Here is a 14,106-nt window from a genome sequence, read left to right on the forward strand (position 1 = left end):
AACGCCGGCCGATCCCAGATGGCCGCCGCCTATCTGCACCACCTCAGCAACGGTCGCGTCGAGGTCCGCTCGGCTGGCTCAGCGCCCGGTGTGGCCGTCAATCCCACTGCCGTCGAGGCGATGGCTGAGGAAGGGATCGACATCTCGGCCAACCAGCCCCGGGTCCTCACGGACGAGGCGGTGCAGGCCTCCGATGTGGTCATCACCATGGGGTGTGGCGATGCCTGCCCGATCTATCCCGGAAAACGCTATGAGGACTGGGAACTGGACGACCCGGCCGGGCAGGGCATCGTCACGGTCCGACCGATCCGCGACGCCATCCGAGACCGGGTGGAGACGCTGATCACCGAGTTGCTCCCCGCCGGCAACTCCTCGACGGAGGAATCCTGACGATGGAGCCACCCACCGTCCTGTTCGTCTGTGTCAAGAATGGCGGCAAGTCCCAGATGGCGGCTGCCCTGGCTCGGCAGCACTACGGCGACGCAATGCACGTCCTGTCTGCGGGCACCAGCCCGGGCCAGGGCCTGAATGCGGAGTCCGTGGCGGCCCTCGAGGAAGTCGGTGCCAGCACCGCTGGCGAGGCTCCCAAGCCGGTCGATCCGCAGGCCGTTGCTGACGCGGACCTCGTCGTCATCATCGGACCGGAAGCCCAACTCGACGCCGGCAGCACGCCCGTCCAACGCTGGGTCACCGACGAGCCCTCAACCCGTGGCATCGACGGCATGGAACGCATGCGCCTCGTGCGTGACGACATCGCCACCCGCGTCAGGAGCCTCTCCACGGATCTTGGCCTGCGCAGCTAGCTGTGCTGCGCCGGGGCGGCGCGCACGTGGGCTCGCTCGCCCTGCTTGCCGACGAGGCTGAGGAACTCCACCGATCCCGAGCTGGTGGCCCCGAACCAGTGCGGGGTGCGGGTGTCGAACTCGGCAGCCTCGCCGGGCTCGAGGATGAGGTCGTGCTCGCCGAGGACCAGGCGGAGTCGGCCGTTGAGGACGAAGACCCAGTCATAGCCCTCGTGTGTGCGCATCTCGGGCTCGGTGTTGTCGCGCCCGGCCGGGAGGACGAACTTGTAGGCCTGGATGCCGCCGGCGCGACGGGTCAGGGGCAGGACCGTCGAGCCGTCGGTGGTGGGGAGCGGGCGCAGGTTGATGCGCGGGTCGCCGGTGGCGGGGGCGTCGACCAACTCGTCCAGGGTGACGCCGTGGACGCGAGCCAGCGGCAGCAGCTGCTCCAGGGTGGGGCGACGAAGGCCAGCCTCCAGTCTGGACAGGGTGCTGACCGAGAGCCCGGTCTCCTGGGCCAGGTCGCTCAGGGTGATGTCACGGCGCTGGCGCAGCCGCTTCAGCCGTGGCCCGACGGCCTCGAGGGTCCGGTCAGTGGAGTCGTCCATGCGACCCAGTTTGCCATTTGGCAACAAGGTTTGCACACCGGGAGGGTGCGGTCCATTCTCGAATCAGGCGGGTGTCGAGCGGCAGCCGCGAGAGCGTGAGAGGACGACGGAGATGGCACAGCACGAGATGACACAGCATGAGGCAACACAGCGAGAGGCAACACAGGTCATGCCAACGCAGGAGCTGACCGATGAGCTGGGGGCGATCCGCGACGTGGTGGTCGTGGGCGGCGGCGCGGCTGGCCTCAGCGCAGCCCTGACGCTGACACGTGCTCGCCGCACGGTGACGGTGGTGGACGCCGGTCAGCCGCGGAACGCACCGGCCACCGGTGTGCACGGGTTGCTGGCGCTGGACGGGGTGAGCCCCGCAGAGTTGCTGGCACGTGGACGCAAGGAGGTCGTCGCCTATGGCGGCGAGATCCTCGCCGGCCAGGTCGTGGAGGTGACGCGTGCGGCATACGGCTTTGTGGTTGAGCTGCGTGACGGCTCGCTCCTGCGGGCGCGGCGACTGCTGATCGCCACCGGTCTGGTGGATGAGCTGCCCGAGGTCGCGGGCGTGCGCGAGCAGTGGGGACACGGCGTGCTGCACTGTCCGTTCTGCCACGGCTGGGAGGTCCGGGACCGGCGGATCGGCATCCTGGCCGCGGAGCCGATGCCGGTCCACAAGGCGCAACTGTTCCGGCAGTGGAGCTCGGACGTCGTGTTCTTTGCGGGGGAGATTGAGCTCTCCGAGAGTGATCGGACCACGCTGGAGGTGCTGGACGTGCCGGTGGTCGAGGGTACGGTCTCGCGCCTGGAGATCGAGGGCGGTCAAGTCACCGGTGTGCGGCTCGAGGATGGTCAGGTCGTGGCGGTTGATGCCGTGGTCGTGTCGACGCGGATGATTGCGCGCACCGGTCCCTTCGCTGGCATCGGCATCACCGCGACGCCCCACCCGAGCGGGGAGTTCATCGAGGCCGACGACTTTGGCAAGACCGCCGTCGCCGGGGTCTGGGCCGCAGGCAATGCCTCCGACCTCTCCGCGCAGGTCAGTGGCGCAGCAGCCGAGGGAGCCCGTGCGGCGCAGTCCATCATCGCCGACCAGATGATGGCCGACCTGGAGCAGGCGCTCGCCGCCCGGGCCGCGGCGGTGGAGGATGTGGCCTGATGACGCACTCCTTTGACAAGAACTATTGGGACGAGATCTGGCACGGCGATCGCGCCGCGGCGATGGCTGCCGGTGACCCCAACCCGCACCTGGTGCGCGAGGTTGCTGACCTGACACCCGGGGCGGCCCTGGAGGCTGGCTGCGGTGCCGGGACCGAGGCGATCTGGCTCGCCTCGCGCGGCTGGCAGGTCACAGCGGCGGACATCGCCGCGCAGGCTCTCGCTCGGGGCGCCGAGCGCGCGGGCGCCGCTGGCGTGGCCGAGCGGATCGAGTGGGTCGAGGCGGACCTGTCCACGTGGGAGCCGGAGGCACGCTTCGACCTGGTCACCACGCAATATGCGCACCCGTCGATCCCGCAGTTGGAGTTCTATGACCGCATCGCTGGATGGGTGGCGCCTGGTGGGACGCTGTTGATCGTCGGCCACCTGGGGGATCACGCCTCGGATGGTGGTCACAGGCACGGGAACTCCCACGGGCACGGTGACTCCCACGGACATGGCGACTCCCACGGGCACGGGCATGGCCATGAGGACGGTGGGCCACCAGCTTCAGCCTCGGTGACTGCCGCCGACATCACGTCACGACTCGACCCCGCCGTCTGGGAGGTCGAGACGACGGAGGAGTCCCAACGGACCATGGCCGGCCCCGGTGGACGGGAGGTCACGATCGACGACGCAGTCGTCCGTGCCACCCGCCGCTCGTGACACGCGGGTAGCGGCCGACCTATGCATGGTCAGAGGTAGAGCACGAACTATTGCATTGTCCGAGTTCTACCTTGCCGCCTTCTCTGCGGACGGCGTGCGAGCCAACGACATCTCAGGCAATGCGTGGAGTTGCCTGGAGAGTGCGGACAGCCTTCCCAGCGAGATCGGTCCCGGGCAAAAGGCCACTGGCAAGATCGTGATCGACACCGACCTGGCGTCGGGAGTCCTCGTCTATCAGCCGATGAGTTGGGATGGAAACCTCGGCTGGGAGTGGAAGTTCTGACCGCTCCCCGCGTGCCTTGATCGAAAGCGCGAGACGAGATGATGGGTTTGACGCGCTCGGTGGGGCTGAATTCCGGGTGCTCGTGCGCTCGGTCGGGGAGGGGGCCGGGTCGGGGTGCGAGGAACGGGGCAGACTGGGGGTGTGACGTCACATCCCACCCGGCCACGCTCGACCGGGCTGCTCCTCGCCGCCGGCGCAGGCCGACGCTATGGCCAGCCGAAGGGCACGGTCGAGGACGCCGGCGGTCCGTGGGTGGTGCGTGCAGCGCGTGCGCTGCTGGATGGCGGTTGCGGCGACGTGCTCGTCGTCACCGGCGCGCAGGCGGAGGACGTCGAGGCGCTGCTCGCCAACGCCCAACTCGACAACGTCACGACGACACGGTGCGGCACGTGGGAGCAGGGGATGGGGGAGTCGCTGCGCTCTGGTCTCACCGCGCTGGCCACCCGCGGACGGACCATCCCGCAGCAGGCGCTCGTCCACCTCGTGGATCTCCCGGACGTGGGTGCCGATGTCGTCGCCCGGGTGCTGGACGCCTCCGGTGCCGGGACAGGGGGACTGGTGCGCGCGGCATACGGCGGCCGTCCGGGGCACCCGGTGCTCCTCGGGGCAGACCACTGGGAGGGCGTGCTGGGGCGGGCGCGAGGTGACGCCGGCGCGCGGGGCTATCTGCGCCGGGTCCCGCCGCTCGTGGTCGAGTGCGGGGACCTTGCGAGTGGCGTCGACGTCGACGGGCCACCCTCATAGAAGGCCTAAACTGCATAACGAGCCACCGCGTTAACTAGTTTAGGCCGCAGGTGCGGGCCAGTGGCGTGTAGTCCCAGTTCGCGGACAGGTCTTGCTGTGAGGCGATACCTGCTCACGACTTCTTAGCCGCGATGAAGGCGTCGAAGTCGAAGTCCTGGGCCGGACCGCTCTCCTCGCCAGTGATGAGCCCAGAGCGAAGGGCCGCCAGGCGCGTCTCGTCATCCTCCAGCAACCGAAGACCCGCACGGACCACCTCGCTGGTGTTCCGGAAGCGGCCGGAGGCGACCGCGCGGGTGAGGAAGTCGGTGAAGTGCTCGTCCAGGCCGATCGAAATGCTGCGCGGCATGTCCCGCCGGTCAGGGATATCCAGTTCGGCACCACCTTGCGCGGCGAAGCGCCCCCGGATCGCCTGGCCCAGGTTTGGCCGGTCATCCTCGCCGCGGTCGAGAGTCTCGGTGAGGATCGCGCGCACCTCGGCCTCCATCGGCCGTCCGTGGCGAGCGGCTCGCACCTTCAAGCGGGCCGCCAGGTCCCCACTGAGATCACCCACGCTGATCACCGCCATGTCGACCACCTCCTGTCAGCAAGGCTAGCGCTCCCGACCTCACGGACCGCCGGTTCGCCGGTGACCTTGTCGGGCACCGATGTCGACGAACCCGCGGGTCAGGGCTAGCGTGGCGTCATGCCAGACGAGGACGTCTTCGCCAGCCCACAGTCGCTCTCTGACGCCCTCGCCGGGACGGGCTATCTCGCTGACGCGGGACTGGCGACCGTCACCTGGCTGGCGCACGACCTCGACCGGCCGCTGCTGCTCGAGGGGGAGCCGGGCACTGGCAAGACCGCCCTGGCCGAGGCGCTCGCCGAGCTGTTGAGCGTGCCGCTGATCCGCCTGCAGTGCTATGAGGGGATCGAGGCGAGCCAGGCGCTGTATGACTGGGACTTCCCGCGGCAGATCCTGCACCTGCGCGCGGTGCAGGCGCTTGCGGAGCAGGGCGTGTCAGGCACGCCGGAACCACTGTCCGACACCACGACCCGGGACCGCGTCGGCCAGCTCGAGGCCGACCTCTTCGACGAGCGGTTCCTGCTGGCCCGCCCGGTCCTGCGGGCGCTGCGCGAGGCGCCGTGTGTGCTGCTGGTTGACGAGATCGACCGCGCCGACGACGAGTTCGAGGCGTTCCTGCTGGAGGTGCTCTCCACCTGGTCGGTGACGATCCCCGAGTTGGGGACGGTCCGTGCACAGACTCCGCCGCTGGTGGTCCTGACCTCCAACCGCACCCGCGAGCTGCACGACGCTCTGAAGCGCCGGTGCCTCTATCACTGGATCGAGCACCCCGGGCTGGAGCGGGAGCTGGCCATCGTCCGCTCTCGCCTGCCCGGGGTCGAGGAGTCTCTCGCCGCCGACGTGGTCCAGCTCGTGCAACGGTTGCGCTCGGACGAGGACCTCGTCAAGCCGCCGGGGGTGGCCGAGACTCTGGACTGGGCGCGGGCCGTGGTCGCGCTCGGTGTCAGCCGCCTCGACCCCGAGGTGGCCGCGAGCACGATGGGGGCCGCCGTGAAATACCGCGAGGACACCGAGCGGGTCCGCGTCGCCCTCGACCGGATGTTGACGAGGTAACCGCGATGAGCAAGGGCGCAGCCGGTTGGAGTGCCGCACAGACGCTCGGTGGGTTCGCCCGCGCCTGCCGCGCGGCCGGCCTGCCCGTCACCGCGGACCGGGAGCGCACGTTCCTGCAAGCCTGCGCCGCCGTCGGTCTGGGCGATCGCGACTCGGTCTATTGGGCCGGGCGGGCGACGCTGACGGCGTCTCATGCCGACGTCGAGCCCTATGACCAGGTGTTCTCCAACTGGTTCGGCGGGCGCGCGCGAAATGGCGTCTCCAACCCGACGCCGCCGCACCCGACGATCCTGCAGGCCTCGCTCGAGGAACCAGGGCTCGCTGCGGAGGGCGACGACGCCGACCACACGGAGGAGATCGTGCAGGCCGCTGCCTCCGCCACCGAGGTCCTGCGGCACCGCGACGTCGCCGTTCTGTCTCCGCAGGACCAGGTCGCCCTGCGACGTCAGTTCGCCACCCTCGCGATGACCCCACCCACCCGCCCGACCCGGCGGCACACCCCCAGCCACCGGGGCAGCATCGACGGACGAGCAACCGTGCGCGCCCACCTGCGCGCACTGGGCGAACCCGGCCAGATCAGCCGCCGGCGCCGGATCGTGCGACCGCGCCGGGTGGTGCTGCTGGTCGACGTGTCCGGCTCGATGAGGGCCTATGCCGACAACCTGCTGCGCCTGGCGCACCGGATGGTGCAGGCCGCCCCGCGCACCACGGAGGTCTTCACGGTCGGCACCCGCCTGACGCACGTCACCCGGGCGCTGCGCGAGCGCGACCCGGACCGCGCGCTCCACGCGGCAGGGGAGACAGTGCCCGACTGGTCCGGCGGGACCCGGCTGGGGGAGTCGCTCGGCGTCTTCCTGCGCCGGTGGGGCCGCCGCGGGATGGCGCGGGGTGCGGTCGTGGTGATCTTCAGCGACGGCTGGGAGCGCGAGGGCACCGAGGCGCTCGGCGAGCAGATGCGCCAGCTGCGATCCCTGGCCCACCGGGTCGTGTGGGTCAACCCGCATCGGGGCAAGGCCGGCTATCAGCCCGTGCAGTCGGGCATCGTGGCGGCGCTGCCGCACGTCGACGACTTCGTCGCCGGTCACTCGCTGGCGGCGTTTGAGGAAGTCCTGGAGGTGGTCTCGCATGCGTGACGTGCTGGAGCAGTTGGCGGCGTGGTGGGAGGCGGGTGAGCAGGTCGCGCTCGGGACCGTGGTGGGCACCTGGAAGTCCGCCCCGCGACAACCGGGCGCCTCGATGCTCGTCGGCTCCGACGGTGAGGCCGTCGGCTCAGTGTCCGGTGGCTGTGTCGAGGGCGCCGTCTATCAGCTCGGTGAGGAGGTGATCGACTCGGGATCGCCTGTGCTGCAACGTTATGGGATCTCTGACGACGAGGCGATGGGAGTCGGTCTCACCTGTGGCGGCATCCTGGACGTCTTCGTGGAGCGGGTCTCCCGGGACGACTTCCCCGAGCTGGGCGAGGTGGTCGCGGACATCGGGGCAGGGCGATCGGTCGCGGTCGCCACCGTCGTCGCGCACCCCGATCCCGACGAGGTCGGGCGGCACCTGGTTGTGCGCCCCGAGGGCGAGCCGACCGCCGGGTCGCTGGGCACGGAGCGGCTCGACGACACGGTCATCAACGACGCCCGCGGCATGCTCGCCCAGGGCCGCACCGCCACGCTGGAGTATGGCCCCGAGGGGCAGCGGCGGGGCGAGGGCATGCGGGTGTTTGTCGCCTCCTATGCCCCGCGCCCGCGGATGCTGGTCTTCGGCGCGATCGACTTTGCGGCGGCGGTGGCGCGGGTCGGGTCCTTCCTCGGCTATCGGGTCACCGTCTGCGACGCCCGGCCGGTCTTTGCGACCAAGAGCCGCTTCCCCGAGGCCGACGAGGTGGTCGTGAAATGGCCCCACAAGTATGTCGAGGAGCAGGTTGCGCAGGATCAGCTCGATCCGCGCACGGTTGCCTGTGTCCTGACCCACGACCCGAAGTTTGACGTCCCGCTGCTCGAGGTGCTGCTCGGGAAGGACGCACCGGACCTCGCCTATGTCGGGGCGATGGGCTCACGGCGCACACACGAGGACCGGCTGGCCCGGTTGCGCGAGAGCGGCCTGACCGAGGAGCAACTGTCCAGGCTGCGCAGCCCGATTGGCCTCGACCTCGGCGCGCGGACCCCGGAGGAGACGGCAGTGAGTGTGGCGGCCGAGATCATCGCCCTGCGCTGGGGCGGCCAGGGCGAGCCGTTGAGCGAGACCGAGGGCGCGATCCACCGGCACGCCCACCTCTGACGCTACCCACCAGACGTGAGTGGCCAACTACACAAACATGAGCGCCTGAAGCAATCAAACGTGATCTCCGTGCTCCGGGTTGTTGTCGTGGGCTGGCTGCTTCTCTGTACTGAAAGTACGTTGCGTACTTGACGTACTTATGCAGACGGGCGATGATGGAGGAACCGCATTCTTACGTTTAGGGAGAAGGAGTCATGTCCGCCACGCAACACCTACATGGCGCACCCGTGCACTCCGGGCGCGCGACCGTCACGGCTGCCCACTACACATCCTTCTCCAGCGCTCGGGCACACCTCAAAGAACTTCTCGACGCGGCCGAGGTGGGCTTTCCAGCCAGCATCACCCGCGGCGGCACCCGTTCAGTTGTCGTCCATGGTGGCCGACTCATCTCCCTGCTGGCCCAGAGCCGGCCCGCGCACACCCAGGTCGTTCACGAGAACGGGACCTGGGCCGCGATGTTGCCGGGAGCGCCCCTGGCGGGCGAGGGCGAGACCTTCGATGAGGCGATCGACGATCTGGTGTCAGCCCTGCGCGACTACGCCCAAGACTGGACCGACAGGCTTCACGTCGCGCCGAACCACGCGGATCAGTGGTCACTGGTCCAGCTCATCGAACTCAGCGAAGATGAGCAGTTGCGCGACTGGCTGCTGGCCGCCTCGTGACTCACCCGGCCGCCAGCAAGGCCGACCATGAACGCTTTTGTCGACATGAGAGCTGGGACCTCGTTCGTAGCGCGCGCGGCGGCAGCGTGGGTCATCACCTCACCTACGAGTTGACGCTGGCTGACGGGCGCATCCTTCGAACGCGGATCTCCCGGCCCGTTCGATCGGCTGACACCTACGGGCCGTCGCTGTTCGCGCACATCCTCTCTGATCAGCTAGAGGTCACCGCCGAACAGTTCTGGGCTTGTGTCAAGAACAAAGTGCTGCCACCGCGACCTAAGGGGCCCGCTGATCCACCAAGCAACGCGCTGCCCGCCTCATTGGTCCATCAGCTCATCACGGTCGCCCATGTTTCCGAGGAGCGGATAGCGGAGATGAGCAAGGAAGAAGCGGTCGCAGTGATGACTGAAGTGTGGTCCCGCCAGCAGGACTGAGCAGGCCAACAGAACTGCTAGCGAGGCTGCTTGGCTGTGCGACCGCGAGGTCACCCGCGCCGCATCGACCTGCCGATCAGGATGCCGATGATCAACCCGGCGCCACCGGCGGCCAGCGCCATGCCATAGCGCTCCCGCAGCACAGGGCCGACCAGGTCGCCCAGGTCGATCACGTCGTCGTCCGAGGACGGTGCTGCTCGGGGTGCCCGGGAGGCTGTCGGTGCTGGTTTCGCGGCCAGTGGCGGTGCCTCCGATCCCGAGGGGCCAGGAGCCGGCTCGGTGCCGGCCTCGACCTCCGAGACACCCGCAGCCGCCACCGATGCTGTCGCTGTTGCCGACGACGCTGGGGGCGTCACCGGCTCCGCGATCACCGTCTCCGTTGACTCAGCAGGCTCCGCTGCCGCAGCCTCCGCGACGTCACCGCTCTCCTCGGCATCCTCGGCCCCGAGCGTCGACTCCAGGCACGCGACGAACTGGCCCAACAGCTTGTCCGAGACGTCCTGCATCACGCCGCGGCCAAACTGGGCGGGCTTGCCCGTCACCACCAGGTCGGTGAGGACCTCGACGGTCGTGCCGTCGCCATCTGGAGCCAGGGACATGGTCGCGGTGGCGCTGGCGGTGCCGTTGCCCCGCTTGTCCTTGCCCTTGCCCTCGATGACCGCCCGATGAGCGGCGTCGTCGCGCTCGAGGAAGGCTCCGGTGCCGGCATATTGCATCTGGATCGGCCCGAGTTTGACCTTGACCGTGCCGGAGAACGTGTCGCCGTCGGTCTCAGTGACCTTGGCGCCGGGGAAGCAGCTGCCGACCTGCTCCAGGTCGGTCAACAGCGCCCACGTGCTCTCGGGGGAGGCGGGGACGGTGAACGTGTGCTTCAGCTCCATGCCCATGGGCGTCAGGCTCCTGCCGCTGCGAGCACCGCACGGCGGGTGAGGACCCCCGCCAGGTGTCGTCGATAGCCCGCCTGGCCGTTGAGGTCGGACGGGGGCTCGGTGCCCTCACCGGCCCGCGCGCAGATCTCGGCGATGGCCTCCTCGGTGGCCGGCTGTCCGGCCAGGGCCGCCTCCACGCCTGCGGCGCGCAGCGGCTTGGCGCCCATGTTGGTCATGCCGACCTTGGCCTCGGCGATCACGCCACCCTCGGCCCGGACGGTCGCAGCGATCCCGATGATCGCCCACTGGTGGGAGACGCGCACGAACTTTTCATAGTGGCTGCCCCAACCGGTGTGCTTGGGGATCACCACCGCGGTGAGCAGCTCGCCCTCACCGACGGCCGTCTCGAACAGGTCGGTGAAGAACTCACTGCCCGGCACCGTGCGCTCACCGCCCGGCCCCTGGATGACCATCTGGGCGTCGAGGGCCAGCACCGGAGCGCCGACGTCACCGGCGGGATCGGCGTGGGCCAGCGCTCCACAGACCGTGCCGCGGTGGCGGATCTGCGGGTCGGCGACCTCGGAGACGGCCTTGTGCAGCAGCCCGAGGTGCTCGGACACCAGGTCGGAGTCCAAGACCTCCTGGTATGTCGTGGCGGCACCGATGCGGACCGCGTCACCGGTGTCGGTGATCCCCTTGAGGGACGCGATGCCGGAGATGTCGACGACCAGCTCGGGTGCGTTGAGCCGCATGCGCAGCACGGGCAGCAGGGACTGGCCACCGGCCAGCACCTTGGCCTCGTCACCGTGCTCGGCGAGCAGGCCCAGGGCCTCCTCGACGGTGGCGGGGGCTGCGTAGTCAAAGGGTGCGGGGATCACAGCGCGCCGCCTTCCGTCTCGGGGGTGTCTTGGTTGGGCGAGGACTCCTCAAAGTGGGGTGCCGCCGCCTCGGTGGTCGGCTGGTTGCCACTGCCGTCCTGGATGGCGTTCCACACCCGCTCGGGGGTGCACGGCATGAGGATGTCCTTGACGCCAAACTGTCGCAGCGCGTCGAGGACGGCGTTGATGACGGCCGGGGTCGAGGCGATCGTGCCGGCCTCGCCCACGCCCTTGGCGCCCAGGTCGTTGGTCGTCGACGGCGTCACCGTGCGGTCGGTCACGAAGTTGATCGTGTCGGCCGTCGTGGGCAACGTGTAGTCCACGAACGACCCGGTGATCAGCGTGCCCTGGTCGTCATAGACCGCCTCCTCCCACAGTGCCTGCGCGATGCCCTGGACCAGGCCGCCGTGGATCTGCCCGTCGACGATCAGCGGGTTGACGACATTGCCGACGTCATCGACACAGACATAGGAGCGCATCGTGGACGCACCGGTCTCGGTGTCGATCTCCATCGCGCACAGGTGGGTGCCGTGCGGATAGGAGAAGTTGACCGGGTCATAGGTCGCATCCGCGTCGAGGCTGGGCTCCATGCCGTCGGGCAGGTCGTGCGCGGCGAAGACGCGCAGGGCCAGGTCGGTCAGGGCCACGCCCTCCTGTCCCTCGCCGGCGCCCTTGACGGTGAACCGCCCGGCCGTGAACTCCAGGTCGTCCTCGTTGGCCTCGAGCACGTGCGCTGCCAACGGCTTGGCCTTGTCCACGACCTTGCGCGCCGCCTTGATTACGGCCTGACCGCCGACCACCAGGGAGCGGGAGCCATAGGTGTCCAGGCCCCGCGGGCTGATCTGGGTGTCGCCGTGGAGCACCTCGATGTCCTCGAACGGCACGCCCAGCTCGTCGGCCACGATCTGGCTCCACGCCGTCTCGTGGCCCTGGCCGTGCGCGGACGAGCCGGTGATGACCTCGACCTTGCCCGACGGCAGCATCCGCACGGACGCGTTCTCCCAGCCGCCGGCCCCATAGGACAGGGCACCCAGCACCCGGCTGGGTGCCAGGCCGCACATCTCGGTGAAGGTGGAGACACCGATGCCCAGCTGCACCCGGTCGCCGCGCTCGCGGCGAGCGGCCTGCTCAGCCCGCAACTCGGCATACCCAAAGAGTTCTTTGGCGCGCTCCGTGGCGGCCTCATAGTTCCCGGAGTCGTATTCCAGACCGGCGACCGTGGTGAACGGGAATTCCTCGTGCTTGATCCAGTTTTGCTCGCGGACCTCGAGGGGGTCGCGCCCCAGCTCGACGGCGAGCTCGTCCATCATCCGCTCGATGGCGAAGGTGGCCTCGGGCCGGCCGGCGCCGCGATAGGCATCGGTCCAGGTCAGGTTGGTGAAGACGTTCTGACACTCGAAGCGATAGGACGGGAACTTGTAGATCGCGTTGAACATGAACGCGCCTAGGACCGGCACGCCGGAGGTCACCAGGCCCAGATAGGCACCCATGTTGGCGGTCAGGTGCACCTTCAGACCGGTGACGGTGCCGTCCTTCTTGGCGGCGAGGGTCAGCTTCTGCCACTGGTCGCGCCCGTGGTGGGCGGCCAGCAGCGACTCGGAGCGGGTCTCGTTCCACTTGCACGGCTTGCCGGTGTGCCGGGCGGCCAGGAAGGTGATGATCTCCTCCGGGGTGACCTGCAGCTTGCCGCCGAAACCGCCGCCCACGTCGGGGGCGATGACGCGCACCTTTGACTCCGGTATGCCGAGGGTCAGGGCGAGCATCAGGCGCAGGATGTGCGGGACCTGGGTGGCCGACCACAGCACGACCTGCTCTCCGGTCGGGTCGACGACCACGCTGCGGGGCTCCATGAAGGAGGGGATGAGTCGCTGTTGGCGGAACTCGCGCTCGATGAGCACCTCGGCGTCGGCGATGGCGGACTCGACGTCCGTGCCGGTGCCGGCCTCGGCGGAGTCGAAGACCCACAGGGCCGACTCGTTGGTGCCGAGCTCGGGGTGGGCGAGCACCTCGTCGGCCGCGGCCTTCTTGAGGTCGGTCACTGCCTCGAGCTCGTCATAGTCGACGTCAACCAGCTCGGCTGCGTCGCGGGCGGCTGCGGGCGTGCGTGCGATGACGACGGCCACGATCTCGCCGGAGAAGGAGACCCGGTCCACGGCGACGGCCGGGTGCGGCGGGGCCTTCTGCTCGGGGGTGACGGGCCAGGCGTTGGGCAGGGAGCCCTGCTGGTCCTTGAGGTCCTCGCCGGTCAGGACGGCCATGACACCCGGGGCGGCCTTGGCCTCGCTGGTGTCGATGGCGGTGATTGTGGCGTGGGCGAACGGGCTGCGCACCATGGACAGGTGCAGCATGCCCGGCAGCTGGATGTTGTCGGTCCACTTGGTGCGGCCGGTGATCAGCCGCTGGTCCTCCTTGCGGCGCCGGTCCTTGCCGACCTCACGGTTGCCCTGCTCGGGGCTGTCGGTCTGGGGCTCCTCGGTGATGGTCATGACTGCTCACTCGCTGGGCTGTTGTCGGCTGCCTGCAGGACGGCCTTGACGATGTTCTGATAACCCGTGCACCGGCAGAGGTTGCCCTCCATCTGTTGGCGCACATAGGCCTCATCCGGATCCGGATTGGTGTTGAGCAGATCGGTGGCCTGCATGATCATGCCGGGAGTGCAGAAGCCGCACTGCAGGGCGTGACACTGGTGGAAGGCCTCCTGCACCGGGGTCAGCTGCCCGTCCTGGGCCAGGCCCTCGATCGTGGTGACCTCGCGCCCGTCGGCCTGGACGGCCAGCACGTTGCACGACTTCACGCTGCGACCGTCGAGGTGGACCGTGCAGGCACCGCAGTTGCTGGTGTCGCAGCCGACCACCGTCCCGGTCTTGCCGAGCTGTTCTCGCAGATAGTGCACCAGGAGAGTGCGCGACTCGACCTCGTCCTGGTAGTTCACGCCGTCAACCGTCACGGAAATTTTGGGCACTGGGGCCTCCAGCCGGAGAAGGGACAACCTTGTCCCTCGTCATCCTTGCGCTCCGAGGCAGGTCTCGCAAGAGGTCCGGCGGCAACCTGCGAGAAGACGCTGGTTTCCAGCGGCAGGCCCTTGTGTTGGGCGCTGCCTTGCCTGTTGACTCGG

At 69.2% G+C, this 14,106-nt stretch carries 17 protein-coding genes; 11 read left to right on the forward strand and 6 right to left on the reverse strand.

Annotation, left to right across the window (positions count from 1 at the left end; genetic code table 11):
* Positions 1–18: 18 nt before the first annotated feature.
* Positions 19–390 (forward strand): arsenate reductase ArsC, encoded by a 372-nt coding sequence (locus tag NF556_RS06100; RefSeq protein ID WP_252595735.1) that lies wholly within the window; start codon positions 19–21, stop codon positions 388–390.
* Between the two features lie 2 nt (positions 391–392).
* The gene (locus NF556_RS06105) at positions 393–803 is read left to right on the forward strand and encodes an arsenate-mycothiol transferase ArsC (RefSeq protein ID WP_252594598.1); all 411 of its coding nucleotides are present in this window, start codon (positions 393–395) and stop codon (positions 801–803) included.
* Here NF556_RS06105 and NF556_RS06110 read toward each other — a convergent pair.
* Positions 800–1,390: a helix-turn-helix domain-containing protein gene (locus tag NF556_RS06110; RefSeq protein WP_252594599.1), complete on the reverse strand. Its 591-nt coding sequence runs from the start codon at positions 1,388–1,390 to the stop codon at positions 800–802. The two genes, NF556_RS06105 and NF556_RS06110, sit on opposite strands and share 4 nt — an antisense overlap.
* A gap of 169 nt (positions 1,391–1,559) precedes the next feature.
* Between NF556_RS06110 and NF556_RS06115 the strand changes: the two genes are divergently transcribed.
* From NF556_RS06115 to NF556_RS06135, 4 genes are all read left to right on the forward strand, one after another.
* The gene (locus NF556_RS06115; protein WP_252594600.1) at positions 1,560–2,537 is read left to right on the forward strand and encodes an NAD(P)/FAD-dependent oxidoreductase; all 978 of its coding nucleotides are present in this window, start codon (positions 1,560–1,562) and stop codon (positions 2,535–2,537) included.
* On the forward strand, positions 2,537–3,241 hold the full coding sequence (locus NF556_RS21350) for a class I SAM-dependent methyltransferase (protein ID WP_289781778.1): 705 nt from the start codon (positions 2,537–2,539) through the stop codon (positions 3,239–3,241). The genes NF556_RS06115 and NF556_RS21350 overlap by 1 nt, the downstream gene beginning before the upstream one ends.
* 55 nt (positions 3,242–3,296) lie before the next feature.
* Positions 3,297–3,524 carry a hypothetical protein gene (locus NF556_RS06130; protein ID WP_252594601.1) on the forward strand — a complete coding sequence of 76 codons (228 nt, stop codon included), beginning with the start codon at positions 3,297–3,299 and terminating at the stop codon, positions 3,522–3,524.
* A 141-nt stretch (positions 3,525–3,665) separates the two neighbouring features.
* The gene (locus NF556_RS06135) at positions 3,666–4,268 is read left to right on the forward strand and encodes a nucleotidyltransferase family protein (RefSeq protein ID WP_252594602.1); all 603 of its coding nucleotides are present in this window, start codon (positions 3,666–3,668) and stop codon (positions 4,266–4,268) included.
* A 112-nt stretch (positions 4,269–4,380) separates the two neighbouring features.
* Here the strand turns inward: NF556_RS06135 and NF556_RS06140 are convergent, their stop codons facing one another.
* Positions 4,381–4,833, reverse strand: coding sequence for a type II toxin-antitoxin system ParD family antitoxin (locus tag NF556_RS06140; protein WP_252594603.1), 453 nt, complete (start codon positions 4,831–4,833; stop codon positions 4,381–4,383).
* A 117-nt stretch (positions 4,834–4,950) separates the two neighbouring features.
* On the opposite strand from NF556_RS06140, the gene NF556_RS06145 reads away from it, so the two are divergent.
* The 5 genes from NF556_RS06145 to NF556_RS06165 all read left to right on the forward strand — a co-directional run bounded on the left by NF556_RS06145 (position 4,951) and on the right by NF556_RS06165 (position 9,244).
* Positions 4,951–5,883, forward strand: coding sequence for an AAA family ATPase (locus tag NF556_RS06145; RefSeq protein ID WP_252594604.1), 933 nt, complete (start codon positions 4,951–4,953; stop codon positions 5,881–5,883).
* Positions 5,884–5,888: 5 nt separating this feature from the next.
* A complete protein-coding gene (locus NF556_RS06150; protein WP_252594605.1) occupies positions 5,889–7,016 on the forward strand; it encodes a vWA domain-containing protein in 1,128 nt (375 codons plus the stop codon).
* Positions 7,009–8,148 carry an XdhC family protein gene (locus NF556_RS06155; RefSeq protein ID WP_252594606.1) on the forward strand — a complete coding sequence of 380 codons (1,140 nt, stop codon included), beginning with the start codon at positions 7,009–7,011 and terminating at the stop codon, positions 8,146–8,148. The genes NF556_RS06150 and NF556_RS06155 overlap by 8 nt, the downstream gene beginning before the upstream one ends.
* A gap of 194 nt (positions 8,149–8,342) precedes the next feature.
* On the forward strand, positions 8,343–8,810 hold the full coding sequence (locus tag NF556_RS06160) for a hypothetical protein (RefSeq protein ID WP_252594607.1): 468 nt from the start codon (positions 8,343–8,345) through the stop codon (positions 8,808–8,810).
* Complete coding sequence (locus NF556_RS06165; protein ID WP_252594608.1) at positions 8,807–9,244, forward strand: cytotoxic translational repressor of toxin-antitoxin stability system; 438 nt, start codon at positions 8,807–8,809, stop codon at positions 9,242–9,244. The genes NF556_RS06160 and NF556_RS06165 overlap by 4 nt, the downstream gene beginning before the upstream one ends.
* Positions 9,245–9,294: 50 nt before the next feature.
* Here the strand turns inward: NF556_RS06165 and NF556_RS06170 are convergent, their stop codons facing one another.
* From NF556_RS06170 to NF556_RS06185, 4 genes are read right to left on the reverse strand one after another with little or no spacing between them, the layout of a single operon-like run.
* Entirely contained in the window at positions 9,295–10,131 is an 837-nt protein-coding gene (locus tag NF556_RS06170; RefSeq protein WP_252594609.1) for an SRPBCC family protein, read from the reverse strand.
* Between the two features lie 5 nt (positions 10,132–10,136).
* The gene (locus NF556_RS06175; protein ID WP_252594610.1) at positions 10,137–10,991 is read right to left on the reverse strand and encodes an FAD binding domain-containing protein; all 855 of its coding nucleotides are present in this window, start codon (positions 10,989–10,991) and stop codon (positions 10,137–10,139) included.
* A complete protein-coding gene (locus NF556_RS06180; RefSeq protein WP_252594611.1) occupies positions 10,988–13,477 on the reverse strand; it encodes a xanthine dehydrogenase family protein molybdopterin-binding subunit in 2,490 nt (829 codons plus the stop codon). The genes NF556_RS06175 and NF556_RS06180 overlap by 4 nt, the downstream gene beginning before the upstream one ends.
* Complete coding sequence (locus tag NF556_RS06185; RefSeq protein ID WP_252594612.1) at positions 13,474–13,953, reverse strand: (2Fe-2S)-binding protein; 480 nt, start codon at positions 13,951–13,953, stop codon at positions 13,474–13,476. Before NF556_RS06185 ends, NF556_RS06180 begins: the two co-directional genes overlap by 4 nt.
* Positions 13,954–14,106: the final 153 nt, after the last annotated feature.

The sequence above is a fragment of the Ornithinimicrobium faecis genome, assembly GCF_023923225.1.
Taxonomy (GTDB): domain Bacteria; phylum Actinomycetota; class Actinomycetes; order Actinomycetales; family Dermatophilaceae; genus Ornithinicoccus; species Ornithinicoccus faecis.